This is a genomic window from Stakelama flava (genome assembly GCF_019351405.1).
GTDB classification, from domain to species: Bacteria; Pseudomonadota; Alphaproteobacteria; order Sphingomonadales; family Sphingomonadaceae; genus Sphingomonas; species Sphingomonas flava_A.
In genome coordinates, this window is record NZ_JAHWZX010000004.1 from 18,165 (window position 1) to 43,698 (window position 25,534).

23 protein-coding genes and 1 tRNA gene are annotated in these 25,534 nt (G+C 64.6%); 16 read left to right on the forward strand and 8 right to left on the reverse strand.

The window, feature by feature from the left end; all coding sequences use genetic code 11:
* Nucleotide 1 precedes the first annotated feature (1 nt).
* From KY084_RS05405 to gspG, 4 genes are read right to left on the reverse strand one after another with little or no spacing between them, the layout of a single operon-like run.
* Complete coding sequence (locus KY084_RS05405) at nt 2-802, reverse strand: type II secretion system protein N (protein WP_219237433.1); 801 nt, start codon at nt 800-802, stop codon at nt 2-4.
* The gene (gene gspI, locus KY084_RS05410; RefSeq protein WP_219237434.1) at nt 799-1,161 is read right to left on the reverse strand and encodes a type II secretion system minor pseudopilin GspI; all 363 of its coding nucleotides are present in this window, start codon (nt 1,159-1,161) and stop codon (nt 799-801) included. The genes KY084_RS05405 and gspI overlap by 4 nt, the downstream gene beginning before the upstream one ends.
* Nucleotides 1,158-1,637 carry a prepilin-type N-terminal cleavage/methylation domain-containing protein gene (locus tag KY084_RS05415; RefSeq protein ID WP_425516718.1) on the reverse strand — a complete coding sequence of 160 codons (480 nt, stop codon included), beginning with the start codon at nt 1,635-1,637 and terminating at the stop codon, nt 1,158-1,160. The genes gspI and KY084_RS05415 overlap by 4 nt, the downstream gene beginning before the upstream one ends.
* Before the next feature lie 4 nt (nt 1,638-1,641).
* On the reverse strand, nt 1,642-2,130 hold the full coding sequence (gene gspG, locus KY084_RS05420) for a type II secretion system major pseudopilin GspG (RefSeq protein WP_219237436.1): 489 nt from the start codon (nt 2,128-2,130) through the stop codon (nt 1,642-1,644).
* A 9-nt stretch (nt 2,131-2,139) separates the two neighbouring features.
* Between gspG and gspL the strand changes: the two genes are divergently transcribed.
* The 4 genes from gspL to KY084_RS05440 are packed head-to-tail and all read left to right on the forward strand — an operon-like array spanning nt 2,140 to nt 6,456.
* Nucleotides 2,140-3,249, forward strand: coding sequence for a type II secretion system protein GspL (gene gspL / locus KY084_RS05425; RefSeq protein ID WP_281421886.1), 1,110 nt, complete (start codon nt 2,140-2,142; stop codon nt 3,247-3,249).
* Nucleotides 3,246-3,743: a type II secretion system protein GspM gene (gspM, locus tag KY084_RS05430; RefSeq protein ID WP_219237438.1), complete on the forward strand. Its 498-nt coding sequence runs from the start codon at nt 3,246-3,248 to the stop codon at nt 3,741-3,743. The genes gspL and gspM overlap by 4 nt, the downstream gene beginning before the upstream one ends.
* Before the next feature lie 5 nt (nt 3,744-3,748).
* On the forward strand, nt 3,749-5,230 hold the full coding sequence (locus tag KY084_RS05435) for a GspE/PulE family protein (protein WP_246586934.1): 1,482 nt from the start codon (nt 3,749-3,751) through the stop codon (nt 5,228-5,230).
* Nucleotides 5,230-6,456 (forward strand): type II secretion system F family protein, encoded by a 1,227-nt coding sequence (locus KY084_RS05440; RefSeq protein ID WP_219237439.1) that lies wholly within the window; start codon nt 5,230-5,232, stop codon nt 6,454-6,456. The genes KY084_RS05435 and KY084_RS05440 overlap by 1 nt, the downstream gene beginning before the upstream one ends.
* Before the next feature lie 98 nt (nt 6,457-6,554).
* Here KY084_RS05440 and KY084_RS05445 read toward each other — a convergent pair whose 3' ends face one another.
* Nucleotides 6,555-7,166 (reverse strand): type II secretion system protein N, encoded by a 612-nt coding sequence (locus KY084_RS05445; protein ID WP_246586917.1) that lies wholly within the window; start codon nt 7,164-7,166, stop codon nt 6,555-6,557.
* Nucleotides 7,167-7,264: 98 nt separating this feature from the next.
* Between KY084_RS05445 and KY084_RS05450 the strand changes: the two genes are divergently transcribed.
* The 8 genes from KY084_RS05450 (at nt 7,265) to KY084_RS05485 (ending at nt 16,302) form a co-directional block, all read left to right on the forward strand.
* A complete protein-coding gene (locus KY084_RS05450; RefSeq protein WP_219237440.1) occupies nt 7,265-8,299 on the forward strand; it encodes a penicillin-binding protein activator in 1,035 nt (344 codons plus the stop codon).
* Complete coding sequence (locus tag KY084_RS05455) at nt 8,296-8,832, forward strand: prepilin-type N-terminal cleavage/methylation domain-containing protein (RefSeq protein ID WP_219237441.1); 537 nt, start codon at nt 8,296-8,298, stop codon at nt 8,830-8,832. Before KY084_RS05450 ends, KY084_RS05455 begins: the two co-directional genes overlap by 4 nt.
* A 29-nt stretch (nt 8,833-8,861) precedes the next feature.
* Entirely contained in the window at nt 8,862-9,716 is an 855-nt protein-coding gene (locus tag KY084_RS05460) for a type II secretion system minor pseudopilin (RefSeq protein WP_219237442.1), read from the forward strand.
* Nucleotides 9,717-9,763: 47 nt separating this feature from the next.
* Entirely contained in the window at nt 9,764-10,528 is a 765-nt protein-coding gene (locus KY084_RS05465; protein ID WP_219237443.1) for a tryptophan 2,3-dioxygenase, read from the forward strand.
* Nucleotides 10,525-11,670, forward strand: a complete 1,146-nt coding sequence (locus tag KY084_RS05470) for an aminotransferase class V-fold PLP-dependent enzyme (RefSeq protein ID WP_219237444.1) — start codon at nt 10,525-10,527, stop codon at nt 11,668-11,670. Before KY084_RS05465 ends, KY084_RS05470 begins: the two co-directional genes overlap by 4 nt.
* A 95-nt stretch (nt 11,671-11,765) precedes the next feature.
* Nucleotides 11,766-14,270 carry a DegT/DnrJ/EryC1/StrS family aminotransferase gene (locus KY084_RS05475; RefSeq protein ID WP_219237445.1) on the forward strand — a complete coding sequence of 835 codons (2,505 nt, stop codon included), beginning with the start codon at nt 11,766-11,768 and terminating at the stop codon, nt 14,268-14,270.
* Complete coding sequence (locus KY084_RS05480) at nt 14,267-15,358, forward strand: glycosyltransferase family 2 protein (RefSeq protein WP_219237446.1); 1,092 nt, start codon at nt 14,267-14,269, stop codon at nt 15,356-15,358. Before KY084_RS05475 ends, KY084_RS05480 begins: the two co-directional genes overlap by 4 nt.
* A 239-nt stretch (nt 15,359-15,597) precedes the next feature.
* Nucleotides 15,598-16,302 (forward strand): ZIP family metal transporter, encoded by a 705-nt coding sequence (locus KY084_RS05485; protein WP_219237447.1) that lies wholly within the window; start codon nt 15,598-15,600, stop codon nt 16,300-16,302.
* Nucleotides 16,303-16,427: 125 nt separating this feature from the next.
* Here KY084_RS05485 and KY084_RS05490 read toward each other — a convergent pair whose 3' ends face one another.
* A complete protein-coding gene (locus tag KY084_RS05490) occupies nt 16,428-18,545 on the reverse strand; it encodes a TonB-dependent receptor (protein WP_219237667.1) in 2,118 nt (705 codons plus the stop codon).
* Between the two features lie 162 nt (nt 18,546-18,707).
* Between KY084_RS05490 and KY084_RS05495 the strand changes: the two genes are divergently transcribed.
* The 4 genes from KY084_RS05495 (at nt 18,708) to KY084_RS05510 (ending at nt 23,791) form a co-directional block, all read left to right on the forward strand.
* Entirely contained in the window at nt 18,708-19,721 is a 1,014-nt protein-coding gene (locus KY084_RS05495; RefSeq protein ID WP_219237448.1) for an NAD-dependent epimerase/dehydratase family protein, read from the forward strand.
* A 107-nt stretch (nt 19,722-19,828) separates the two neighbouring features.
* Nucleotides 19,829-20,587 carry an MBL fold metallo-hydrolase gene (locus KY084_RS05500; RefSeq protein ID WP_219237449.1) on the forward strand — a complete coding sequence of 253 codons (759 nt, stop codon included), beginning with the start codon at nt 19,829-19,831 and terminating at the stop codon, nt 20,585-20,587.
* 42 nt (nt 20,588-20,629) lie between these two features.
* Nucleotides 20,630-22,093: a dihydrolipoyl dehydrogenase gene (locus tag KY084_RS05505; protein WP_219237450.1), complete on the forward strand. Its 1,464-nt coding sequence runs from the start codon at nt 20,630-20,632 to the stop codon at nt 22,091-22,093.
* A 312-nt stretch (nt 22,094-22,405) separates the two neighbouring features.
* Nucleotides 22,406-23,791 carry a methyl-accepting chemotaxis protein gene (locus tag KY084_RS05510; protein ID WP_219237451.1) on the forward strand — a complete coding sequence of 462 codons (1,386 nt, stop codon included), beginning with the start codon at nt 22,406-22,408 and terminating at the stop codon, nt 23,789-23,791.
* Nucleotides 23,792-23,921: 130 nt separating this feature from the next.
* Here KY084_RS05510 and KY084_RS05515 read toward each other — a convergent pair.
* Together KY084_RS05515 and KY084_RS05520 are read right to left on the reverse strand one after the other, a co-directional pair.
* Nucleotides 23,922-23,998 (reverse strand) — tRNA-Pro (locus KY084_RS05515).
* A gap of 101 nt (nt 23,999-24,099) precedes the next feature.
* Nucleotides 24,100-25,401, reverse strand: a complete 1,302-nt coding sequence (locus tag KY084_RS05520; protein WP_219237452.1) for an FAD-dependent oxidoreductase — start codon at nt 25,399-25,401, stop codon at nt 24,100-24,102.
* Between the last annotated feature and the right edge of the window lie 133 nt (nt 25,402-25,534).

Sequence of the window (25,534 nt, forward strand, 5' to 3'; positions counted from 1 at the left end):
TTTAACGGATGGGAACGGTGACGGTAACCGTCTTTCCGTTTCTCAGGATCTGAACCTGGGCGCTGCCGCTGGCGGCGGCCGCGGCCAGCGCGGACTGGGCCGAAGCGGGATCGGAAACGCTTTGCCCGTTGACCGATGTGATGACGTCACCGGCGTTCAGGCCGGGCGGTGCATCGGTGCCGATCGCATAGCCCTGCGGCGTCGGCCGGGCATCGAAGCGCGACAGCAGCGCGCCGGGATCGGCCGCCGGAGACGGGGCGGGTACAGGCTGAGCGATCGGCGCGGCGGTCACCGCCGAGGCTCCGGCACTGTTGCCGCCCGGCCGTGCGGTTTCGTCGCCGGGCGCGCGGAACGGATCGGGAAAGGCGAGATATTCCATTCGCCCGCCATGGTTCAGTATCACCCGGTCGCGCCGAATCGCGGCGATGGTCGCGCCTGCCACCTGGTCACCGACAGCGAAGGTCTTCGGATCATCATTTCCCACTTTGATAAAGGCGGTGGACAGCGACGTGGGCACGGCGAAGACCACGCCTTTCAACTCCGCGCCGATACTGGTCGGCACGCTTGCATCGGTGATCGTCGCCTTGCCGAAAGGTGACAGCGCCAATGCGGAATCCGTTCCCGTACCGACGCGCACCGGCTTGCCTGCCGACGGGACGGTGATCGCACCGGTTCCGGCATGCCCCGCCAGCCGCCAGGTCAGCCCGGCCAGCGCAAAGGCGACCGAAACGACCATCGCGCCAGCGATCAGGTCGATCGCGGTGCGCAACTGGCGCGGTGTGGGGCGATAGTCTGCGATCATCGAGTCTTTCCGGTATCAAGAAAGCCGTCAAGCGTCGCGAGACTTCCCGCATCGCCCGCACGACCCACCGAAATGGCGACACGAGCGATCTGGGGATCGGACGTCGGCACCTGATGCATCGAAACCTGCCATTGTTGTCCCAGCATTTCCACGCGCGGGCTGCCCGCTTCGGGCGCGCCTGCCTGAAGCTCGGCAAGCCGGTTCTGCGCGATCAGCATCGCGGTGGCGCGCCGCTGAACCCCCAATGTCGAATCGATGTGGCTTTCCACCGCGCCCATCAGCCCGACCGTCGCGATGGCGAGCACCGCCAGCGCGACCAGCGCTTCGATCAGCGAAAATCCTGCTTCGTTTCCACTCATGCGGCGGGTGCCGGAGCGGCGGTGGCGGTAAGGCCGTCATAACGCACGATCCAGCGTTCGTCGCCCGCGATGATGGTGGCGCTCAGCGGCTCGCCCGATCCATCGACGCCAAGCACCACCGGCGGATTGACGCTGAGTTTGACCAGCATGCCACCGGGCAGCGTGTGAAAGGCGAGTGCATCGTCGGTGCGCGGCACCCAAGCGCCATTCGACAAGGTGGCAAAGCCATAGCCGTCATCCCTGACGGTGAAGGCGATCAGCCGATCGCCCAGCATCGCGTCGTCCGCCGCCGCCTGCAGCCGGGTGGCGAGGCGATGCGCCTCCGCCTCGGCGCTCGGCGCGCGGGTCGCCGCGCCGATGCCTAGCGATACCGCGCCCGCGGCGACACCGATAATGGCAAGCACGATCAGCATTTCGATCAGCGTCATTCCCCGCTCGCCGTCGCTGACCCGCCTGCTTATGTCCCCCCCGGACATCCGGCTATTCCCGCTTGCCGTCGATATCCGCGTCCAGGCCTTCGCCGCCCGGTTTCCCGTCCTTGCCAAGCGACAGGATCGTGAAGCCGCCGGGACCGGTCCTGTAGACATAGGGATTGCCCCAGGGGTCCTGCGGCATATCGCCCAGATACCCCTCGGCGCTCCAGTTGCGCGGTACGGGCGGGGTGGTCGGTTTTTCGACCAGCGCCTTCAGCCCCTGCTGCTCGGTCGGGTAATCGCCATTGTCGAGCCGGTACATTTTCAGCGCCGAAGAGATCGTCTTGATATCGGTATTGGCCACTGTGACCCGCGCCTCGTCCGGGCGGCTGATGACGTTGGTGACGATCAGCGCGCCGACGATCGCGATGATCGCCAGCACCACAATCATCTCCACCAGCGTGAGGCCGGTTTCGCCGTGCGGAACATCACGGCCCTTGCCGTGGGCGCGCCGCCCTGCCACGGTGTAACAATTCTGTTTTGAAACTATGCGCATTGCTGTCCCATGCGTCCTGTCCGTGAAAGCAATATTACACACACTCCGCCCAATGGCGACGTTAGAGAGCATGTGCGTGGAATCTGGACGTTCTCCGATGCCGAGCCAAGCATAATCGATCCGCAAGGCCCGGCAACCATTCTCGTGCCGTGTGAAGCCGTCCGCCTGTTGACTGTAGACCTGCCGCTTTCCAGCCGGGCGAAACGGCGCGAGGCATTGCCTTTCGCGATCGAGGACAGGATCGCCGAAGCGCCGGAGACGGTGCATCTCGCGCTGGGTGAGGAAATCGCGCCGAAGCGCTATCTGGTCGGCGTGGTCCGCCATGAAGCGATGGAGAAATGGATCGCACAGGCGCAAGCCGCCGGACTGTCGCATGCCACGATGGTGCCCGACGCGCTGGCGCTGCCGGTGCCGCCCGAGGGGCATTGGGCGGTCGAACTGACGGGTGAGCGGGCGCTGGTTCGCACGGCGGATGGCGGCGGCTTCGCCCTGCCTGCCGCGATGCTGGAAGCGGCATGGCGGCGCGAAGGCGAACCGGCCACGATCAGCTATGGCGCGCCGCTGCCCGATGCGATGCGCGGGGAGGAAGCGCCTGGCGACATGGCGCGCCTGCTGGAACGTCCCGCGCTCGACCTGCGGCAGGGACCATATGCGCGCCGCAGCCTTCCGGGCGGCAACCGCTTCGGGCGGCGGCTCGCCTGGATTCTTGGCATCGGTATTGCCGCGCACGCTACCATCGCGACCGCCGACACGATTCTGCTGCGCTCGATTGCCGACCGCCGCGCGGCCGAGGTTCGCGCGCTGGCAGGGCAAATGGCGCCGGGCGCGGCGCTTGGCGACGATCTGACGGGGCAGGTGGCGGACATGATCCCCACCCCCGTCGGCGATGACCGGTTCGTGTTGATGCTCAATCGTGTGTCGGCGGCGCTCGCACCGCTATCGGGTGCAATCGCGATGCATTCGATTCGCTATCGCGCCGATGCTATGACGCTGGAAATGGGAATGCTGGAACCAGACGCGCTACCCCGGATACGCGCTGCGCTCTCCGACGCGTCGATCGACGCGCGGGTAACGGGTGGCGACGACGGAACGGTGCGCGTGGTGGCGATGTTGCCATGACGCGGGTGCGGATCATCGAACGGTCGGGTCTGGAAGCATCGCTGATGCGCCTCGAAAGCTGGTGGAGCGGCCTGTCGCGGCGTGAACGGATCATGGTGGGCACGCTCGGCACGCTGATCGCGGCGCTTATACTGATCTATGGCGTGATAAAGCCGCTTCAGGCGGCGCGTGCCGATGCGCGCAGCGATATCCGCGCCTATGAAACCCTGCTTGCCCGGATGCGCGCGGCCGGAACGCTGGTCGTCAACCCGCCCGCCGCGCCCGCCGGAACGCCGCGCCAGATTATTGCCCGTGCGGCGGCGCGGGCGGGAGTTGCCATATCCGTCGCAAGCGACGGCGCGCCGCTCACCGCCAGCGCGAGCGGCGTTCCGTATGACGGGGTGGTCAACTGGCTTGCCGGGGCGGCGCAGGGCGGGCTTGCCGTGACGGACGCGCAGATCGTGAAGGCGAACGCGCCAGGCCGGGTCGATGTGCGGGTGACGTTCGCGTCGTGAATAAGATGACGCTTCCTTCCCCCGGCATGGCGAGCGTGCGGCTTCCCTACGGCTTTGCCCGGCGCAACGGGGTGCTGCTGCACGATGGCGATGCCGCCGCCGAATGTCTTTACCGCTCCGACGCAACGCTCGACGCGCTGCTGGAGGTGCAGCGGATCGCACCGGACGCTGCGCAGCGCGAGGTTGCGCCGGAAGCGTTCGACGAGGCGCTGGCCGCCGCATATGCCGATCGGACGGGAATGGCAGCCGATTTCGACATGGACGAAACCGATCTCGCCGCGCTTGCCGACAGCGCAGCGCAGGTTGACGACCTGCTCGACAGCCGCGACGATTCGCCGGTCATCCGCCTGATCAACGCGCTGTTGATGGAGGCGATCAAGGAAGGCGCCTCGGACGTTCATGTCGAGACGCAGGAAAAGCGGCTGGTGGTCCGCTTTCGCATCGACGGCGTGCTTCGCGACGTGCTTGAACCGCAGCGTGCGCTCGCCCCGTTGCTGGTCAGCCGTATCAAGGTGATGGCCAAGCTCGACATCGCCGAAAAGCGCATTCCGCAGGATGGCCGCGTAACGCTTCGTATCGGCGGACATGACGTCGATGCGCGCGTTTCGACCATCCCCACCCAGCATGGCGAGCGGGTGGTGCTTCGCCTGCTCGAACGCGGCGGCATGACGCTCGACATGGCGGCGCTGGGGATGAGCGAGCGCGACCGCACCGTGTTCGCGCGATTGCTGGACCGGCCGCACGGCATGTTGCTGGTCACCGGCCCGACCGGATCGGGCAAGACGACGACGCTTTATACTGCGCTCACTCGCCTGAACGATCGCAAGCGCAATGTGATGACGGTTGAGGACCCCATCGAGTACGAACTTGCCGGCATTGCGCAGACCCAGGTCAATCCGAAAACTGACATGACCTTCGCCCGCGGCCTTCGCGCGATCCTGCGACAGGACCCCGATGTCATTATGGTGGGGGAGATTCGCGATCACGAAACGGCGGAGGTCGCGGTGCGATCGTCGATGACCGGGCATTTCGTCCTGTCGACACTGCATACCAACAGCGCGGTGGGATCGATCACGCGGCTGATCGATATGGGGGTCGAACGCTATCTGCTCGCGCCGATGGTCGTCGGGCTGTGCGCGCAGCGGCTGGTGCGCAAATTGTGCCCCGATTGCGCGCGCAAGGATGTCGCGAGCGAGGCCGATTCGGTCCTGCTCGGCCGCGCCATCGCATCGGGCGAACCGGTCTGGCGCGCGGTCGGGTGCGACGCCTGTCACGGCGAAGGCTATCGCGGCCGCGCCGGCCTGTATGAAGTGGTGGCGGTGGACGAGACGTTGCAGGGCATGATCCATGATGGTGCGTCGGAGGCCGACCTGGAGCGCGAGGCGCGAAAAGCCAATCCCAGCCTGCTTTCGGATGGCGTCGCCAAGGTGCGCGTCGGGCTGACCAGCGTCGAGGAAGTCGCGCGCGTCACCCGGGACGAGGGCTGATGCCCGCCTTTACCTACAGGGCCGCCGACAGAACGGGTGCCAGCCGCAAGGGCATGATCGAGGCGGCGAGTCCGGCCGCGGCGCGGGCGATGCTTCGCGATCAGTCGCTGCTGCCGCTGTCGGTCGTGCCCGCCGCGCAACGCGGTGGCGGGGCCGGTGCGATCCGACTGCCGCGCTTTCGCAAAGGGCGTATTTCAGCGCGCCAGCTCGCCACGGTAACGCGGCAGATCGCGACACTGGTCGGGTCCGAAATCCCGATCGAGGAATCGCTTCGCCTTGTCGCCGCGCAATCCGAAGCACCCGCCGTCGCCGCGCTGATTACCGAAGTGCGCGGCGCGATCCTTGACGGGCGCAGCTTCGCCAGCGCGCTTTCGCAGCATCCCAAAGCCTTTCCCGAATTCTATCGCGCCTCGGTCGCGGCGGGTGAACAATCGGGGCGGTTGCCGCACGTCCTCAACCACCTCGCCAATTTCGTCGAGACGCGGCAGGGAAACAGCCAGAAACTCGCCCTCGCGCTGCTCTATCCCGGACTGCTTGCCATCGTGTCGTTCGGCATGATGGTGCTGCTGATGATCTATGTCGTTCCCGACATCGTGAAAGTGTTCGTCAGCCGTGGCGCCGATCTGCCCTTCCTTACCAAGGCGCTGATCGCGATCAGCGCCTTTATCCGCGATTTCGGACTATATGCCGCGCTTGTCTTCCTTGCCGGCTTCCTGATTTTCAATCGCTGGGCGGCGCGGCCGGGAAACCGGCTTCGCATCCACCGGGCGTTCAGCCATTCGCGCGTGACCCGGCGATTTTCGAAACAGTTCAACGCGGCGCGATTCGCCGGCAGTCTGGCGACGCTGGTCGAAAGTTCGGTTCCACTGGTCGAGGCGCTGCATGCGGCGGCGGCGGTGACGCCCAACCTGTATGTCCGCGACAAGGCACTGAATGTCGCGGCGCGGGTGCGTGAAGGCTTGACCCTGCGTGCCGCGATGCAGGAGGCCCAGGTGTTTCCGTCGATGCTGGTCGCGATCGTTGCGGCGGGCGAATCTTCGGGGCGGCTTGGTCCTGCGCTGGGGCGCGCATCGAACGAGCTGGAGCGCGAACTGGATGCACTTGTCGCGGCGTTGGTCGCGCTGGCCGAGCCGCTTGTTCTGCTGGTAATGGGCGGGCTGGTGCTGCTGATGGTGCTTGCCATCCTGCTGCCGATCATCAACCTCAACAATCTGGTCGCGGCGTGATGCGTGCCATATCCGAGGGCGAGGGGCGCAGGGCCGGTTCTTTCGGGCAAAGAAAGATGGCACTTCGACAGGCGCAATGCCAGCGCATGTCGGGCGGTTCAGAAGCTGGCGTCGATCGTCGTCCCGGCCGGCAATCCGGCAAAGGGAAGGGCAACCGCGCCGTCGCGCGTCATGGTGATCGACAGCGCGCCGTTTTGGCTCAGCGTGGCGGTCATCAGTTCGCGTCGCCGCTGCGCCATCGGGGTCAGGCGGATGCGGGTTTCGTTGCCCAGCGGCTCGGCGGTCAGGATCAGCGGCGGAACCGGCGTGGCGCTGCCGCCAGGACGGGCGCAGGTGCCCGAATCGCTCGCGACCTGCCCCTCAATCTCCGCATCGCCGCCGCCAAGGGCGATACGCGGCATTTCGACATGCATGGTCAGCGCGCAGTCGAAAGGCAGCGGCTGGATCGCCTTGATCAGCGTGGCGTCGGCCGATCCGCTGACATGATCGAGGACGGTTCTTCCCGGCCGAACCAGCATTCGCCCGCCGATATCAGTATCCGCGCCCACCGCATGCCAGTCGGCCGCGAAGCCCAGACTGGTAAGCGAACGCAGCGGTGCGAAGTGCCAGCTGAGCACGCTGCCGCCGGCAAGGCCAACCTCGCCGTTCCACACCGTGCCCGAAACACCTGTCCGCCAGGCGCGGTTCTTCACCAGTACGCTGGCAGGCATGGTCGCCACGATGGCGACAAGATATGCAACTATGCCGACCACCGCGAAGATGATCGTGCGTCGCCGAGCGCGTCGCCGATCGATATCGGGGAGAATTGATGAATCGACGCCAGCTTCTGACGCAAATCCGATCCGGCCTGGCACTGTCCACGACGGCATGGGTCGCTTCCCCCCTGATTGCGGCTGCCCGTGACAGGGACGAGCGGCCGGTGGCGTTGCTGGTGCCGCTCACCGGTGCGCGAGCGGGGCTTGGCCTTACCATGCAACGTGCCGCCATGCTCGCCGAAAATGGCAATATCGCCGCTTTCGATACCGCCGGCAGCCCGGAGGGCGCCGCGATCGCCGCGCAACAGGCAGTGAAGCGCGACGCGGCGCTGATCCTCGGCCCGCTATTGTCGGGCGATGTCGCGGCGGTGACGCGCAATGTCGGGGATATTCCCGTCATCGCCTTCACCAACGATCCCGCAGCGCGCGATTCCGGCGCGTATGTGTTCGGGATCACGCCGGGACAGGTCACCGGCGCGATCCTGACCTATGCCCGCTCTCGCGGGGTGCGGTCGGTGGCGGTGATTTCGGACGGATCGGCCTGGGCCAGCGCATCGGCGAAGGCGGCGGTGGCGATGCAGGGCGAATTGTCGATGGAGGCGCGCGTGCTGAACGTCGTGCCCGGTCAGCCGCTTCCCGTCGCCGGGGAAGCGCCCGACGGCGTGTTGGTTCCCGGTAGCAGCGATACGGCGCTTGCCGTTGCGCGCAACCTGACGGGCACGGGTATTCAGCTTCTCGGCACGCTGGAGGCGCTCGATCACCGGCCGCAGGCGCTCGATACGCTGGAGGGCGCGTGGATTGCCAGCCCTGACCCGGACAGTTTCAGCGACTTCGCGCAGCGCTATCAGGCGCGCAATGGCGGCGATCCGGGGACGATCGCGGCGCTTGCCTATGACGCGGCGACCATCGCCGGAGAGCTTCGCACCGCAAAGATGCTCGGCCGTGCAGGCGTGCTTCGCGACGAAGGGTTCGATGGCGCGACGGGCAGGGTGCGCTTTCGTACCGACGGGTCGGTGTCGCGCGAATTCGCCATTCTGGTGGCCGAAGCGGGCGGCTATCGCAAGGTGGCGACCAGTCGCGGGGCATGACCATGGTCTCCGCCTCTGGTGAGCGCGGCTTCACGCTGATCGAGGTGATGGTCAGCCTTGGCCTGTTCGCGCTGATCGCGGCGGCGGGGCTTGGGTTGGTAGACGGTGTAATGGGGGTGCAGGAACGTACCGAAGGGCGGCTCGACCGCACGGCATCCGTTCAGCGCGCGATGTTCGTCATCGCCAGCGATTTCGATCAGATAAGCGCCGGGCCGATCGCGGGCGGCGGGGATGCGGTCAGCCTGACCCGCGCCGCCCCCGGCCTGGGCGGACCGCCGGTGCCGGTGCAATACGCCATCGCGAACGGCACCTTGCTGCGTATCGCGGGGGAGCATCCGCAGGTGGCGCTGAACGACGTGTCGTCGGGCGCGTGGCAATTTCTGAAGGATGGCGTGTGGCGCGATCGCTGGCCGATCGACCCGCTCGATCCCGAAGCGCGGCCCGACGCGGTGGCGGTGACGTTGCAGACGAAGGACGGCGTGCTTCGCCGGGTGGTGACGCTTCCCGCCGACGCCTCGCGAGTCGCGCAGTGAACCGCGCGGTTTGCGACGAAGAGCGGGGAATGATCCTTGTCAACGTGTTGCTGTTCGTGGCGATCGCATCGGGACTGGTGCTGTTGATGATCAATCGCGAGGAACTGGCGCTCGACCATGCGCTCCGTTCCAGCGAGGCGGCACGCGCGCTGGCCGTCGCGCGCGGAGGGGAGATGTCGGCGGTGGTGGCGCTTCGCCGCGATCTGATCGACGCGCCCGGCATTGATTATGCCGGTGAGCCATGGGGTGCGTTGCAGGAACGCGACGCAAGGATCGACGGCGGCACGTTCGATCTTTCCATCGCCGACGCGCAGGGGCGGTTCAACATCAACAATGTTCGTGAACATGACGCATCCGACCTGGTGCTGTTCCGCAGGATTGCGCTGGCTGCGGGGCTGAACGAGACGCAGGCGCTGGCGGCGGCGCAGCTGGTGCGCGAATACGGCCCCGTATCCGATCTTCGCCCGATCCGCCTGACGGGCATCGACCCGGCGGTTGCCGACCGGCTGGAAACCATGGTCACCGCGCTGCCGGGAAAGCACGACATCAACCTGAATACCGCGACCCCCGAACTGATGGCGCTGCTGTTCCACGATCCAGCGACGGTCGACCGGTTGCTGAGCATACGGCGGCAGCGCGGATATCTGACAAAGGAGGATTTCTCCGACGCGGGCCTGCCTCCGCAGCCCGGAACCGGCTTCACCTCCGACGTTTTCTGGGTGCATAGCGGGGTGACGCTGGGCGGCACGCGGCAGGAGGAGGCGGCGCTGATCGTGCGCGACACCGATGCGAAGGGCGTGCCGCACGCCGCCGCCGTCGAACGCTGGCGCAACGCCGCGATTCCGCCCGAAGTGCCCGATTTCCCGGCGCCGGCAGGGCAATGAGCGGTGCCCCTTCAGCTTTGCCGCCGCAACGCCTACACGATGCGGATATGAACGATGACATGACCTATGGGCGCTATCTGGCGCTCGATCAGCTGTTGGCTGCGCAGCATCCGGTATCGGACAAGCATGACGAACTGCTGTTCGTCATCATCCACCAGACCAAGGAATTGTGGCTGAAGCAGACGATATCCGAAATCGGACTCGCCAAATCGCTCATCGCCGACGACCAGTTGGTCGAAGCGTACAAGGCGCTTGCCCGGGTGTCGCGCATTCAGGCGGTGATGACGCTGTCCTGGGACGTGCTCACCACCATGACGCCCAGCGACTATACCAGCTTTCGCGATGTGCTCGGCACCAGTTCCGGGTTCCAGTCGGACCAGTTCCGCACCGTGGAGGTGATGCTGGGGGTGCGCGACGGCCCGCGCTATGGCGAGATGACGCAGGCGGCGGCGCTTGAACCAAGCCTGTGGGACGATGCCAACGCAGCGCTTGCGCGCGCCGGGTTCTCCGTGCCGCGGTCGGCGCTGGAACGCGAATGGAGCGAACCCTATGAACCCGATCCCGGCGTCACCGAGGCCTGGCTTCAGGTCTATTGCGACACGACGCGATACTGGGCGCTCTATCAGCTTGCCGAAAAACTGATGGATATCGACGATGCCTTTGCGACGTGGCGGCACAAGCATGTGTTGACCGTGTCGCGGATCATCGGCGGGAAAAAGGGGACGGGCGGCACGGCGGGAGTGGCCTATCTGCAATCCACTTTGTCCAAGCGCGCCTTTCCCGAACTCTGGCAGTTGCGGACGATGCTGTGACCGACAGTTACAAGCATCTGTTTGCCCGATCGCTCGCGGCTGCGCCGGAGCGCGTTCATTTCGCTGCGCACAGCCATCATCTTTGGCCCGACGCCAGCTATGTCGGACAGCTTGCCGCGTGGCAGGATGCGGCGCGCCTCGCCGACCGCAAATGGGGGCGGGTGATGGAGGAGATATGGCCGCTTGCGCAGCATTATGTCGCCGAGGAGATCGGCGTCGCCGATCCTTCCACCATCGTCTTTGCCGGCAACACGCATGATTTCCTCATCCGCATCGCCTCGGCTATATCGCATCGCCCGCTGCGCATTCTGACCAGCGAGGGCGAATTTCACAGCTTCCGCCGTCAGGCGCAGCGCTGGGAAGCGGCGGGTGAAGCGGTGATCGACCGGCTTGCCGTCACAGACGACCTTGCCGAGCGGATGGTCGAACAGGCGGGCCGGGCTGAGTATGATCTGATTTTCATCAGCCAGGTTATGTTCGGCACAGGCGCGGTGATGCAGGGGCTGGAGAAGGTCGCCGCGCTGTCGCGCCCCGACAGGCCGTGGGTTGTGATTGACGGGTATCACGGCTTCATGGCGGTGGAGACCGATATATCCGCCTTTGCCGATCGCGCTTTCTATCTGTCGGGCGGCTATAAGTACGCGATGTCGGGGGAGGGCGTCGGGATATTGCATGCGCCGCCCGGCTTTGGCGAACGTCCCGTGCTGACCGGCTGGTATGCCGAGTTCGATGATCTGGCTGCGCCGCCGGGGCATGTCGGCTACGCCCCCGATGCGCGCCGGTTCCTTGGTGCGACGTTCGATCCCTCCGGCCTGTATCGATTTGTCGCGGTGCGGGAGATGCTGCGCGACGAGGGGTTGACCACCGCCGGAATCAGCGACCATGCGCTCGGCCTGAAACGCGCCGTGCTGGACGGCATCGGCGGTACGAAGCTGGCCGGGGCAGAATTGCTTCAACCCGCCGAGACGGGGCAGGCGCGTTTCCTTGCTTTCAGGTCGCGCGATGCGCAACGCTGGCAGAACACGCTGCTTGAGCGCGATATCGTTACCGACGCGCGTGGTGATGTGCTGCGCATCGGTTTCGGCCTGTATCAGGACGAACGCGATGTGGGGAAATTACTGGACGCGTTTGCCACGCTCTGACGACAAGCGGGCGCGTTCATCATTTATAATCCATCTTCTGGCATCCGCCATTGCCGAAGGAATGCGCATGCAGCGCGTTTCGCAGGGGAAGGGTTATGGCGCCAAAGGCTATTCCACTGATTTCGCCGCATCCGCCGCGGCTGAGCATGATGGGCGACGCGCTTCGGGAAGTGGAAGAATCGGGCCAGTTCAGCAATGCCGGGCCGCAGGTCAGCGCGTTCGAGGCCGAAGCGCTGGAGCAACTCTTTCAGGACGAAGGCGAATGCCATGCGGTGGCGAATGCGACGCTAGGCCTGATGCTTGCAGCGCGCGAGGCGGCCGGTCGCGACTGGCGCGGCGAACGCTATGCGATGATGCCCGCCTTTACCTTCGCCGCCACCGCGCACGCCGCGCAATGGGCGGGTCTGACCCCGCTGTTCATCGACAGCGATCCTGCGGACTGGAGCGCGTGCGAACAAGCGGAGGAAGCGGCGCTTGCCCGCTATGGCGACAGGATCGCGCTCGTCATGCCCTATGCCACCTTCGGCACTTGTATCGACCTTGATCGCTATCGCGACATGGCCGATCGTCACGGTGTCGGCGTGGTGATCGATGCCGCCGCTTCGCTCGGCGCGCTGGACGAACGTGGCCGCGGCTTCGGCGCGGGATATCCGTTCGCGACCGTTTTTTCGATGCATGCGACCAAATCCTTCGCCACGGCGGAGGGCGGGCTCGTCTATTCGGGGGATGCGCGCCGCATCGCCGCGATCCGCGAAATGGGCAATTTCGGCTTCGGCGCCCCCAGGCTGGCGACGCGAAGCGGCCTGAACGCCAAACTGCCCGAAATACTGGGTGTGATGGCGCGGGCGAAGCTGGCGCAGATCGATGCGGTCGGCAAGCATCGCAGCCAGTTGCTTGCCGCCTATCACACGGCGTTGCGCGGGTTCGAATTTCAGCAGCTTTCGGGCGAACGGCCGCTGGCGCAGTTTCTGTCGCTGCTTCTGCCGCGCGACCTTTCCGAACGACGTGAAGACATCATTGCGCTGCTGGCCGAAAACGGCATTGGGGCGGGCAGCTATTTTTCACCGCATCTGGGAAAACACCCGCATTTCGCCGCGACCGCGCAGTGCGAAGCGGTGCCGGTTGCCGACGACATCGCGCAAAGAGTGCTCAGCCTGCCGCTGCATGAGGGGATGAACACGGCGGATGTGCCGCGTATCGCCAGCGCGCTGCTCGATGCGCTCGCGCGAACTGCCGCTCCCTCGCGCGTCATGGCGCAGGCTGGCATGGTGCCGGACGGGGCGGGGACGGGAACGGTGATCGTTGGCGGTGGGCCCGGCGGCATGGCGGTGCTGGTCGCCGCCGCGCGGGCCGGGCGCATTGAGGAACTGGTCAGCAGTGGTCTGACGATCGTCGAACGCGGCGAAACGCTGGGCACCGGACTGCTCGGCGAATACGCCATCACCTCGGACAGTACCGCCGAAACCTTCCTCACCGCCATCGCGCAAAGTCCCTATCCCGAAATCGCCGCTATGGCGGACATGCCCGGCACGCGGATCATCGAACGGTATAAGGGTGCGCTCGGCGTTCCGCTGGCATTAACGCCTCCCTTTCTTCGCGAACTGGGCGAACGGTTGGGCGCGATCGCCGAGCGCGCAGGCGCAACCATCCTGCGACGGACCGAGGTTCGATCGGCGCGGCAATTGCGCGGTGGCGGCTGGTCGGTCACGCTGCGCGACCCAAACGACATGGTCCGGGACGTGACCGCCGAACAAATCCTGATCGCGACCGGTGGACATCAATCCATGGCAAGCGCCCGTGCAGAAAGGGTGGCGGGCGATACGCTGGCGCATCTGGCGGGCGAGCGGCTGATCTTGAGCGAAAGCGTGATCCGTACCGGCGGCGTCGTCGCGTTGCGCGATTCGCTGGCAAGCGTGCCCGCGCCGCGTATCGCGGTGGTGGGCGGTTCGACCAGCGCGCTCAGCACGGTTGCTTTGCTGCTGAAGGCGCAACCGGCGTTGCCGCTGGGTGCAGGCGCGATTCGGCTGATCCACCGCCGGCCGCTGCGCCCCTTTTATCCGTCTGCGCAGGCGGCTCGCGCGGATGGGTTCGACGATTTCGACGACGCCGATATCTGCCCGGTCAGCGGCTTCGTCTATCGGCTGGCGGGGTTCCGGCTGGAGGCGCGCGAACTGATCCTGCGCATGCTGGCAATCGGTGGGCGCGAACCCGATCCGCGTGTCGCGATGATCGACACGACCCAATCCGAGATCGCCGCGCGAGAGGCGATCGAAAGCGCCGACATCGTCATCGCCGCGCTCGGCTATCGCCCCAACGGGCTCGCGCTTCACGATATCGAGGGAGAGCGCATTGCGCTGGCGGCCGATGCGGTGGGCAGGCCGCGCTTAGTCAATCAGGCATGCGAGGTTATCGACGCCGGCGGCGATGCCGTTCGCGGCGTCTATGGCATCGGACTCGCCGCGGGATTCGTTCCTGAAGGGCGGCTGGGCGGCGAACCGAGTTTTCAGGGCAAAGCGAACGGCCTGTGGCTGTGGCAGAACGATGTCGGTGCGATGATCGTCGATCGCTTGCTGGAGGACCGCACGCGGGCGGCGGCATGACGATCCCGGCCCCTGCGGTAAGCGTGATTATCCCCGCCTATAATGGCGCGGAGCTGATCGCCCAAACGCTCGATAGCCTGATCGCGCAGACCATGCGCGATTTTGAGGTGATCGTGGTGGATGATTGTTCGACCGACGGCACTGCGGCAGTGGTGCGCGCCTATGGCGATCCGCGCCTTCGGGTGGTTCGCGCGCCGCGAAACGCGGGCTGCGTCCATGCCCGTAATCAGGCGTTCGCGCTTGCCCGCGGACGCTATATCGCGGGACTGGACCATGATGACCTGTGTCTGCCCGAACGGTTCGAAAAGCAGGTTGCGTTTCTGGATGGCACCCCGGATGTCGTGCTGGTCGGCACCGGGTCGCTATTGTATGAAAACGGCGTGACGCGCCCGCATCCCCGGCCGATGGGGATGGGAAGCGACCTGATCGACTGGATGATGCTGACCCGCAATCCGCTTGTCTGGTCCTCGACCATGTTCCGCGCCGACGCCGCGCGCAGGCTTGACCCCTTCGAACGGCCCGATCGTCATTATGTCGAGGATTTCGATCTGTATCACCGCCTTCGCGCGTTCGGGCGGATCGCTGAAATCGCCGAGCCGCTGACGCTGTACCGTATCGTCGCAGACAGCATGTCGCACCGGGGTGAAGCGCGGATGCTCGCCGGCGCCACGCGATTGCTCGCCGAACAGCACGCCAAATTGCTGGGCGTTGCCGATACGCGGGAAACGGCGATGGTGGTACGGCATGTCATGGCGCGTCATCCAGTGCCGGATGTGGCGGTGTTGCGCCGTGTTTTCGCGCTGGTCGAGCGGCTTCGCGCGGCATTTGTTGCCCATCATTCGCTGTCGCACGCGGCGTGCGAGGCGGTGGATCGGGATGTATCGACACTGTGGTGGCGGATGTGTCGTGCCGCGATCCGATCGGGCGCTATCCATCCGCGGTACGTTTCTGTCCCGGACTGCCGGACGCTGCCGCAGGGGGGCGGACGCGATATGATCGTTTCGGGCATGATCGGGCGAATGCGCGCCCTGCGGCGAAAGCGTGCGGGGGCGCTTCCCCAGGCGCCTGATTTGCGGCACGCTGAATAAAAAGATCGGCGAAGCGCCGGCGCGATATGTCCACCATCGTATCTTTCGGGCAAGGATAGCGTTGACGTCCGGCGGCCCCGATTGGTATGATACACTATATCATCAGGAAGGATTTTGCGCATGACCCGTTTCCCGGCCCGATCGGCCGCCGCGATCATCGGAGCGCCCTGGCGGCGGCTCGACCGGTTGTCGGCAGCTGATGCGAAAGGCCGGGTGGCGCGCGCCCCGGCGGCCCGGTGATGCATTTCCTGTTGCCCGTCGGTTTCGGCATCCTGTCGGGGCTTTCGATCCTTGCCGGAGGCGTCATCGCTCGCGCTATGCTCGACCGCCGGACGCTGCTGCTGTCGCTGTCGTCCGGGGCAATCCTGGCCATCGCGCTGATCGCGTTGCTGCCCGAAGCGGTAGAACTTAGCGCCGGGGTATGGGCCGGTCCCACCGCCTTCATCATCGCCGCGCTGGGCTATGCCGGATATCTGATGCTGGATCGGGCGACGGCCGCGAACAGCGACATTCTGGGGCGGCATCTCGGCCCGGCAAGCTTTTTCCTGCACGCCCTGATCGACGGGTTGATGGCGGGGATCGGCTTTTCACTGTCGTTCGATACCGGCTTGCTGATGGCGTGTGCGGCGATCGTTCACGGGCTTGCCCACGGCATCAACACCGTTTCCCTGGTCACCAGGCGGGCGGGCACGGCCGCGCTGGCGCGGCGCTGGCTCGGCGCGAATGCGATAGCGCCGGTGATCGGTGCGACCCTGGCCAGCTTCATCGTGCTTTCGCAACCCGCGCTGGCGGCGCTGGTCGCGATCTTCGCGGGCATTTTCCTGTTTATCGCGACATCCGAACTGATGCCCAGCCCGCGCGAACAGAGCCCGGCGGGAAGCGCGCTGCTGGTCAGCGCGATCCTGGCAATCGCGCTTGTCCGCACGACATTTGGCGGACATTGATTCGCTTCGCTATAAAATCAAGCGGCGGGACCGTCGTCTGGACGATTCCGCCGCTTTCCGCTTCCTGAAAGTGACGGCAGGCCGGGCGGATTGTTCGCCAACCGCCCGGCCGCCCGGCATATCTTTTAGAAATCTATGCGGGCAGTGACCCGGATATCGCGACCGGCGAGCGGCGCGTAATCCTTCAGGAAGGATGCGTGCCGACGCGCATTCACGTCGAAGATATTGTTTGCCGACAGCGAGAAGCTGAGCGGACGGTCGCTGCCCCAAGGGCGATAGTTCACCTGCGCATTGACCAGCGTGAAATCGTCGGTCGACGTTTCGAAGGCCGAAATGCGCGTCTGTTCGAAGACATGCTCGACTTCGCCGCGCACATCGAACTTCTCCATGTTCACGCCCAGCCCGCCGAGCAGGCGAAGCGGGGGAATGCGCGGAGCCGGGCCGACATCCTCGATCGTCGCATGGACATAATCGGCCGTGCCGTCGGCAACGATCGCCGCGTCGCCGATCTTCGCCAGCGTGGCCGAACCCTGGACTTCGAACCCGTAATAGCGGGCGTCCGCCTGCTGGAACTGATAGACGGGCAGGCCGTCCTCGATCGCACCGGTCTGGTCTTCGTAGATGAAGTTGGAAAACCAAGTGTGATAGGCCGATGCTTCGAACGTGTAGCCGGGGCCGCTGCCATGCAGTATCGCCTCGACTCCCCACGATTTTTCAAGATTGAAATCCGGGTTGCCCACCTCGAACGCTTCGGTGCCGGCATGCGGACCGTTCGCGAACAGCTCTTCGGCCGCCGGCGCGCGTTCGGTGCGCGACAGGTTGATGCCGAAGCGCCAATTGTCCGTCAGGCCATAGGAAGCGCCCAGCGAGGCGGAAAACGCGTCGAACGACCGCTCTCCGTCAAAGAATTGCGGCTGTTCGGGCGTCGGCTTGCCTTCCAGAACCGTATTTTCATACCGCGCGCCGGCTTCCAGCTTCAACGGCCCGTAATCAAGCTGCTGCAGGGTGAACAGGCCGACCTGTTCGGTACTGTTCTTCGGAAGGAATGCCTCTTCGCCCTCGACATTGAAGTCGCGGATATAGAATTGCGCGCCGGTGACGCCGCTCCATGCCCCATGCTTCGCCTGGGTCAGGTCCAGACGGCCCTCCATGCCCTTATTGTAGAAGGCGGTGCCGATCTCGCCGTCTTCCTCCAGTTCGTAATGCCGGTAATTGGCATAGCCATAGCGAAGCGCGATCTTATCGAGCACGCCGCCGCCGGTATTGACCTCCACACGCGCATCGACGCGATTCTGCAGCAGGTCGAGCCGCGGCGCTTCCTGTTCTTCACCGGGTTCGGTGGCATATCGGATCGGAACGCCGTACAAGCTGTCATAATGGCTGTAGGACAGGCCGAAGCTGCCGCCATCGCCGATATACGCGATGCCAGCGCCGGCGGTCCATGTCTTCGACTGCGAATTGGGCAGCGTTCCCTTCACATTCGCATTGGCCGCGAAATCGATCGGCTCTTCCTCGTCCGGATCCTGCGGCAGGTCAGCCGATGCCAGTGCTTCACGGCGCAGATCGGGCGTCAGCGCATAGCCGCCAATGTCCAGATCGTCGGTCTTCAGATAGCTGCCGTCGGCATGGGCAACCCAGTGACCGCCGATCGGAACGTCCACCGACCCTGCGAACGACCGCTCTTCCGCCGCCGAGCCATAGCTCGCCAGCGCACCGATATGGACCGGTTCGTTCGGGACGGCGCGCGGGATGCGGCTGTCGATGATATTGACGACGCCGCCGATCGCCGAAGAACCGTACAGCAGCGACTGCGGCCCGCGCAGCACTTCGATACGATCGGCAAGCAGCGGATTGACCACGACCGCGTGATCAACCGAGGTATTCGAAACGTCGATTGAGCCAAGGCCGTCGGTCAATACGCGAACGCGTTCACCCTGAAGCCCGCGCAGAACCGGGCGCGATGCGCTGGGGCCGAACGACGTTGCCGAAACGCCCGGCGTCTTGGCCAGCGTTTCGCCGATCGAGGGACGCAGCGCCTGGGTCAGTTGCTCGCCCTGAAGCACCGCCACCCCGGACAGCATGTCCTGACGCGTGATGGGCAGCACGCCGGTCACGATGATATCGGTGCCTGGCTGGCTGTGATAGCTGTCTTGATCGGTCGCCGTCGTGTCCTGAGCGAACGCGGCGGCCGGCACCAGAAGCGCGGCGAGCGCGCAGCCGGCATGGAGATGAGAACGCAACATCATAACCCCTTTGATTCTTGCTGATCGCGGCATCGCTTAGCGCGGTTTGCGTAATGTGACAACATAACATAACAATTTTCATTGTGCGTTGCGGTGATGCATCGGTAAGGCCTTGCCACGGGTTGGTGCTGGCCAGCGCTTCGATCATGAAGAGGAAAAAGCGTGCCCATTCTTGTTACCGGGGCGGCGGGGTTTATCGGCGCGCATGTCGCCCGCTTTTTGCTGGCGCGTGGCGAGCATGTGCTGGGGATCGACAATCTGAACGATTATTACCCTGTATCGCTGAAAAAGGATCGGCTCGACTGGATCGGCGAAGCGACGGGCGAGGGGCGGTTCGACTTCGTACAATGCGATTTCGCCGATGAAACCGCGCTGGATGAAGCGGTTTCGGGTCATGAGATCGACCGCATCGTCCATCTCGGCGCGCAGGCGGGCGTACGCTATTCGCTCGAAAATCCGCGCGCCTATGTCCGTTCGAATCTTGCAGGGCACGTCAATATTCTCGAACTGGCGCGCACGCGATCTGCAATGCATCTCGTCTATGCCTCATCCTCCTCGGTCTATGGCGCCAATGCTTCGACCCCTTTTCGGGTGGAAGACCGGGTGGATCGCCCGGTATCGCTTTACGCCGCGACCAAAAGGTCGGATGAGTTGATGAGCGAAACCTATTCGTATCTCTATCGCATCGCGCAGACGGGGCTTCGCTTCTTCACCGTTTACGGACCCTGGGGCCGGCCCGACATGGCGCCATGGCTCTTCACCTCGGCGATCAGCGAGGGGCGGCCGATCAAAATCTTCAACGGCGGCGATATGCTGCGCGATTTCACCTATATCGACGATATCGTTGCAGGGGTGGTTGCCGCGCTCGATCATCCGCCCGCTGATGACGGCGCGGAAAAGGCGGGGGGCAGCCATGCGCCGCACCGACTCTACAATATCGGCAACAATCGCCCGGAAAAGCTGGAATATCTGATTTCCACCATCGAAGCGGCCGTCGGGCGCGAGGCAATTCGCGACTATCAGCCGATGCAACCGGGCGATGTGCCAGCCACCTTCGCCGATATCGGCGCGATCGAACGCGATCTGGGGTTTGCGCCGACCACGCCGCTGAATGTCGGTATGCCCCGTTTCGTCGACTGGTATCGCGACTATTCTCAAGGCAAGAATCAGGGTTGATTGGCAAGACACTGAAATAAAGGAACATCGCTGCCGCTCATCCTTTGTCGCATCACTGTCTGACGCCTGAGGCTATCCCCCAGGTCCATTAAAGGATGCGAGCGACGATGCGACGGATTGCCGGGAATTTCTGGAATATTCGCGGCGATTACCGCATTGCGGGCATTCTGAACGTCGGCACGCAAATGTCGCTGGTGCGCCGGGCAAACGGCCGCTTCATACTGATCGACAGCTACGATGTCGGCGAAGAGGATCGCCGCGACCTGCTTTCGCTGACCGATGGCGGACATTCGATCGATGCCGTGCTGAATGTCCATCCGTTTCACACGCTTCATTGCGGCGCGATCCATGCATTGCTGCCGCATGCACGCCTGATCGGTACGCGGCGCCATCGCGATCTGCTTCCCGACCTGCCCTGGGAAAGCGATGATATCGAAGCGGCGGCGGTACAGGACCAGTTTGCCGATCTGTTCGAGTTTTCGATTCCCGCCGGCGTCGATTTCATCAGCGCCGATGAGCGGGTGCATGTCGGCTCGGTTCTGGTTCGGCATCGCGAGAGCGGCGTGGTGCATGTCGACGATACGCTGAACAGTTTCAACGCGCCGGGACCGTTCAAATCCCTGGTATCGCCGCGCCTTCGGTTTCACCCGATGCTGGCAAAGGCACTGGAACCACGTTCGGGCGCGGCGGATGCCTATACCGACTGGGCGCGCGATCTTGTCGATCGCTGGGCTGAAACGCCGATAGTATGCGCCGCGCATTCGGCAGTGCGGATGCTTTCGCCCGGCGGATGGAAAAGCGAGATGCTGAACGCGCTGTCGGACGCATCGAAGACGCTCGACAGGCACCGCGAAACCCATGGCTGAGGGACGCGTTCCGCTTCCTTCTTGCACATAAAGAGAGTTTTGATGACAGATGCGCAGGCCGATACCGCAAATTCGTTGCCGCAGAAGCCGGGCGCTTCGCAACCGCTGACATGCGATGTGGCGGTGATAGGGGCGGGCACAGCGGGTCTTGCCGCCGAACGCGCCGCGCGAGCCAATGGTGCGTCGACGTTACTGATCGATCCAGAATTTATCGGAACGCTGTGCGCAAATTACGGCTGCATGCCGTCGAAATTGCTGATCGCCGCGGCCAGGGCGCGCCATCAGGTCGATCAGGCGGGATTGTTTGGCATTGATGTCGGATCAGTGGCCGTCGATGACGCCGCGCTGCTGAATCGCGTACGAAGCGAGCGCGACCGGTTCGCTGCACTCACCCGCGATTCGATCGAAACGCTGCCCGATGGCATCTGTATTAAGAGCCACGCGCGCTTTACCGGCCCTGATACGCTTGTGTTGGACGACGGAAGGACTGTGAAGGCAGGGGCGATCGTAATCGCGACCGGATCGGGGGCGGCGCTGCCCGCGCCATTCGATATGCTGGGCGACCGGGCGCTCACCAATCGGTCGGTGTTCGAGATCGAGACGCTTCCCGACAGCCTTGGCGTCGTCGGTTCGGGGTCGATCGGTCTGGAGCTTGCCCAGGCATTTGCGCGGCTGGGGGTGAAGGTCACCCTGCTCGACAAGGCGGAGCGTATGGGGAATGTGCGCTGCGCGCGCGTTCATGGCGCGCTGCGCAAAATCATGGAGCGCGACATGGCGGTACATCTTGGCGTGGATGTCGATGCCGAATGCGCGCAGTCGGGTGTGCGCCTGACCTGGAGCGGAAAGGAAACGGGAGAGGCGCTGGTCGATCGGGTATTGGTCGCGGTAGGGCGGCCTCCAACACTGGAGGGTCTCTGGCTCGAAAAAGCGGGCATCGCGTGTGACGATTCGGGCGTGCCCTGTCACGACCGCGCGACGATGCGCTGCGGCGACAGTGCCATTTTTCTTGCCGGTGATGTGGCAGCCGATTTTCCGCTGCTGCACGAAGCCTCTCACGATGGTGCGATTGCCGGGCGCAATGCGGCGGCGCTTCCGGCGGAAATCCGAACCGAACGCTATGTCAGCTTCGCTATCACCTTTACCGATCCGCCACTGGTGAGCATCGGCAAATCGGAAGAGCATGGCGCGGTCACCGGCACGACCAGTTTCGACGATCAGGGACGCGCCCGTGTCGAGGGCCGGGATGAAGGCGCGCTGACGCTGTACGCGGCCGCGCCGCACGGCACGCTCATCGGTGCCGACCTGATCGCGCCTGCGGGCGAGCATCTTGGCCATATCCTCGCCTGGGCGATCCAGCATAAGATGACCGCTACCCAGTTGCTGCAAATGCCATTTTATCATCCGACGATCGAGGAAGGGTTGAAAAAAGCTCTCCGAACGATTTGCGGCGCGACGCCCATCGCGTTGCCCACCGATCAGGACAGCGGCACCCCGTCTGGCGGCTGACGCCATTCCAGTTTTGAAACGGCGTCCGAGCGGCGCGTAAAGGCGCTGTTGCCGACAGGTGGCGATGCAGGGCACGGATTTTTTCGGGCCGAATAAAAAAATTTGCGGCGCCGTAACCGTTCGTTGCGCGGCCCGGAAAAAAAGAGCGTCCTGTTTTCCATCACTTAGGAAATTGCCAATGTCAGATGGCCGGGCGAATTGTCGGCTGACAACATTTTGTAACACTTCAACCCGCAGAAAACTGCGCTTCCTGTCCTATAATGCTGCCCGATGGGTCGCGCCCCGCGATCCACGTTTCAACGGAAGAGGGACATGGACTGGTTCACCACGAAAGCGCCAATCAGGCAGAAGCTTCATATCGTCGTCTGGACGATGGTCGGGCTTGTCGGCGCCGGGGTTCTGGTCGCCGCGTTCCTGCCCTTGTATCTTGGTCTGCCGATCGGCGGTGCGGTGACGATCGCTGCCTGGTATCAGGGGATGCGATTTCGCGAAGCGATCACTGGACCCTATGTTACCACCGTGCAGCGTATGGAAGCGCTGGCCGCAGGCGACCTCGATTCACCTATCGCGTTCACCGATTATGAAGACTGTGTCGGGCGCATGACGAAGGCGATGTTCACCTTTCGCGAAACCGAAGCCAAACAGCGCCGGAGCGTGGAGGAACAGGCGGCGGTGGTGCGCGAATTTTCGGCGCAGCTCGAACGAGTCGCCGATGGCGACCTGACGGCGGAGGTGACCGCCGATCTGACGGGCGATTACGCGGTGCTGAAGGATAATTTCAACCATGCGCTCGTCAATCTGCGCGAGCTGCTTGGCCAGGTTCAGGGGACGGTCAGCGCGATCCGAACCGGTTCGCACGAAATCGCCCAGGCGTCGGAAGATCTGGCCCGCCGCACCGAAGCGAATGCTGCCAGCCTGGAAGAAACGTCCGCGGCGGTGACGGAGATGAACGATCGGTTGCGGATGATTTCGCAGGCCGCCGGGCGGACGGTCGAACGCGCCGACGGGGCGATCGGCACGGTCAATGGCGGCCGTGAAACCGCGGGTGATGCGGTTCAGGCGATGGAACGTGTGTCCGAAAGCGCCAAGGGCATCGACGATGTGATCGAGGGCCTCGACAAGATCGCGTTCCAGACGCGCGTGCTCGCGATGAATGCCGCTGTCGAAGCGGGACGCGCGGGCGAGGCGGGACGCGGTTTTGCGGTCGTCGCCGATCTGGTGTCCGCGCTCGCCATGCGCGCCGAGGAAGAGGCGGGGCGTGCGCGCGAGCAACTGACCGCCACGCAGACCGACATCGTCGCTGCGGTGGACATGGTGCACCGGGTCGACGGCGCGCTGAACAATATTTCGTCCGATGTGAGCGAGGTTCATACGCTGCTGGAAGGAATGGCAAAGGACAATCAGGCGCAAGCCGGCGCGATCAACGAGATCACAACTGCGGTAAACGCGATGGACCAGTCGACTCAGCAGAATGCGGCCATGGTGGAGGAAACTTCCGCCGCCGCCCGCAATCTGGCCAATGAGGTGTCGCAGCTTGGCAATCAGGCGCAGCGGTTCCGTATCGATGCCAACACTCGTTCGGCGCAGGGATTTGCTCAGGCAAAGCCCGGCCGCGCGCCGGTTGCGACAATGCCCCCATCCGGCAGCGCCGCAGCATCGCGCGGAAAAGTCACGAGCGGGGAATGGGCCTCATTCTGACGATAACGATATGGCGCGGGCGGCCAGACGCCGCCCCGCATCACATGGTGCAGAAGCATGGCCAAAGCGGGCAAAGACGAATCGCAGCGCAATCCCGCATCAGCATCGCCAAAGGCCACCAAAGGGAAATTGGTCGGGGAGAGAGGATTCGAACCTCCGGCCCCTGCCTCCCGAAGGCAGTGCTCTACCAGGCTGAGCTACTCCCCGACGGAGTCCGGTTCGCAAATCGTCTCGGGAACGAACCGGCGTGAGCTTGGAGGCGCGCCTATACAAAGGGCGGGCGGGGTGTGCAAGCATTGTTGCGAACTTTATGGCTGGCGCGCTCCCAGAAGGTCGTCAAGGGTCGTGAACTTCTCCCGCGGGCTGCCGTCACGGGCATTGGCGACCTCTGCCGCGTCGATTTTCTGCCAGTCGCGAAACGTCACCACATCGATACCGCGCGACGCCAGCAGGGCATCGAGCGCGGGGCGGCCCTTGCGGTCCGCGCCAGTGCCGATGTCGGCGGCGACCGCGTCGATAATGGCATATCCGTCGGGGCGGTTTGTGCCGATCGTGCCACTTGGGCCTCGCCTTGCCCAACCAACCGCGTACAGGCCGGGCGCGATGCGGCCTTCGTCATTGGCGAACCGGCCCGCTTGTTCGTCATAGGGCACGCCGGGTAGCGGCGGCGTGCGATAGCCGATGCAACTGACAACCAGTCCGGCGGGCAGGGTATAGGTCTCTCCCGTTCCCTCCAGCCGACCATCGGGCGAAAGCCGGGTGCGTTCAACGACCACCCGTTCGACGCGCACATCGCCTTCGATTGCCACTGGCCGGGCGAAGAAATCGAAAACGATCCGCATCGGGCGCGATCTGTCGTCCGCTGTGGCGAATGCGCGCAGATGCTCGACCGATTTGCGCTGCCCCGGATCAAGCGTGGCATCTGCCGCAACCGGCGGCAGGTCGGCGGCATCGACGATGGGGCGGGCGCGTTCGAGCATGCCGAGTTCGCCCAGTTCCTTGGGCGTCATCGCGATCTGGTGCGGGCCGCGCCTGCCGAGCAGGGTGACGGTGGTGATACGCGCGTCGTGCAGCGCCTCCAGCGCATGGTTGACGATGTCGGAGCCGACGAACTCGCTGCGCGCCTTGGCAAGGACGCGCGCGACGTCCAGCGCGACATTGCCGTTGCCGATGACGACCGCGTCCGGCCCGTGCAGCGGCGGTGCGAGATCGGCGAAATCGGGGTGACCGTTATACCAGCCGACGAACGCCGCCGATCCAACCACGCCGGGCAGGTCAGCGCCGGGAATGTCGAGCGCGCGGTCGGCCGACGCGCCGGTCGCCAGGATCACCGCGTCGTAAAGGTCGCGAAGCTCGTCGATCGCGATATCCGTGCCCACCGTGACATTTCCGACGAAGCGGACATTTTCGGTCAGCGCCGTCTTTTCATACCTGCGCGATACGCCCTTGATCGATTGATGATCGGGCGCGACCCCCGACCGGATCAGGCCGAACGGGACGGGCAGCCGGTCGATGACATCGACACGCACCGCCTCGCCGAACTGCTTCTGCGCTGCTTCGGCGGTGTAATAGCCGGCGGGGCCGGACCCGATGACTGCGATATGGCGCATCGTTTCGCTCTCCATGTTCTATCGCGCGATCCTACTGCATGGCGCAGCGCTGCGCCAATGCCGCGTCGTTCACGCACCGTCAGGCTCCAGACCGAATTTTTTGTGAAGCGGTGCAGTGCGAGACCAGCTTCCA

Coding starts and splice junctions, on each gene's coding strand:
- KY084_RS05405 (WP_219237433.1), bottom strand. CDS start 802: ATGATCGCAGACTATCGCCCCACACCGCGCCAGTTGCGCACCGCGATC.
- KY084_RS05415 (WP_425516718.1), bottom strand. CDS start 1,637: ATGTCCGGGGGGGACATAAGCAGGCGGGTCAGCGACGGCGAGCGGGGA.
- KY084_RS05445 (WP_246586917.1), bottom strand. CDS start 7,166: ATGCCTGCCAGCGTACTGGTGAAGAACCGCGCCTGGCGGACAGGTGTT.
- gspL (WP_281421886.1), top strand. CDS start 2,140: ATGCGTCCTGTCCGTGAAAGCAATATTACACACACTCCGCCCAATGGC.
- KY084_RS05465 (WP_219237443.1), top strand. CDS start 9,764: ATGAACGATGACATGACCTATGGGCGCTATCTGGCGCTCGATCAGCTG.
- KY084_RS05435 (WP_246586934.1), top strand. CDS start 3,749: ATGACGCTTCCTTCCCCCGGCATGGCGAGCGTGCGGCTTCCCTACGGC.
- KY084_RS05450 (WP_219237440.1), top strand. CDS start 7,265: ATGAATCGACGCCAGCTTCTGACGCAAATCCGATCCGGCCTGGCACTG.
- KY084_RS05480 (WP_219237446.1), top strand. CDS start 14,267: ATGACGATCCCGGCCCCTGCGGTAAGCGTGATTATCCCCGCCTATAAT.
- KY084_RS05490 (WP_219237667.1), bottom strand. CDS start 18,545: ATGTTGCGTTCTCATCTCCATGCCGGCTGCGCGCTCGCCGCGCTTCTG.
- KY084_RS05455 (WP_219237441.1), top strand. CDS start 8,296: ATGACCATGGTCTCCGCCTCTGGTGAGCGCGGCTTCACGCTGATCGAG.
- KY084_RS05485 (WP_219237447.1), top strand. CDS start 15,598: ATGCATTTCCTGTTGCCCGTCGGTTTCGGCATCCTGTCGGGGCTTTCG.
- KY084_RS05460 (WP_219237442.1), top strand. CDS start 8,862: ATGATCCTTGTCAACGTGTTGCTGTTCGTGGCGATCGCATCGGGACTG.
- gspM (WP_219237438.1), top strand. CDS start 3,246: ATGACGCGGGTGCGGATCATCGAACGGTCGGGTCTGGAAGCATCGCTG.
- gspG (WP_219237436.1), bottom strand. CDS start 2,130: ATGCGCATAGTTTCAAAACAGAATTGTTACACCGTGGCAGGGCGGCGC.
- KY084_RS05505 (WP_219237450.1), top strand. CDS start 20,630: ATGACAGATGCGCAGGCCGATACCGCAAATTCGTTGCCGCAGAAGCCG.
- KY084_RS05500 (WP_219237449.1), top strand. CDS start 19,829: ATGCGACGGATTGCCGGGAATTTCTGGAATATTCGCGGCGATTACCGC.
- gspI (WP_219237434.1), bottom strand. CDS start 1,161: ATGAGTGGAAACGAAGCAGGATTTTCGCTGATCGAAGCGCTGGTCGCG.
- KY084_RS05475 (WP_219237445.1), top strand. CDS start 11,766: ATGGCGCCAAAGGCTATTCCACTGATTTCGCCGCATCCGCCGCGGCTG.
- KY084_RS05440 (WP_219237439.1), top strand. CDS start 5,230: ATGCCCGCCTTTACCTACAGGGCCGCCGACAGAACGGGTGCCAGCCGC.
- KY084_RS05520 (WP_219237452.1), bottom strand. CDS start 25,401: ATGCGCCATATCGCAGTCATCGGGTCCGGCCCCGCCGGCTATTACACC.
- KY084_RS05510 (WP_219237451.1), top strand. CDS start 22,406: ATGGACTGGTTCACCACGAAAGCGCCAATCAGGCAGAAGCTTCATATC.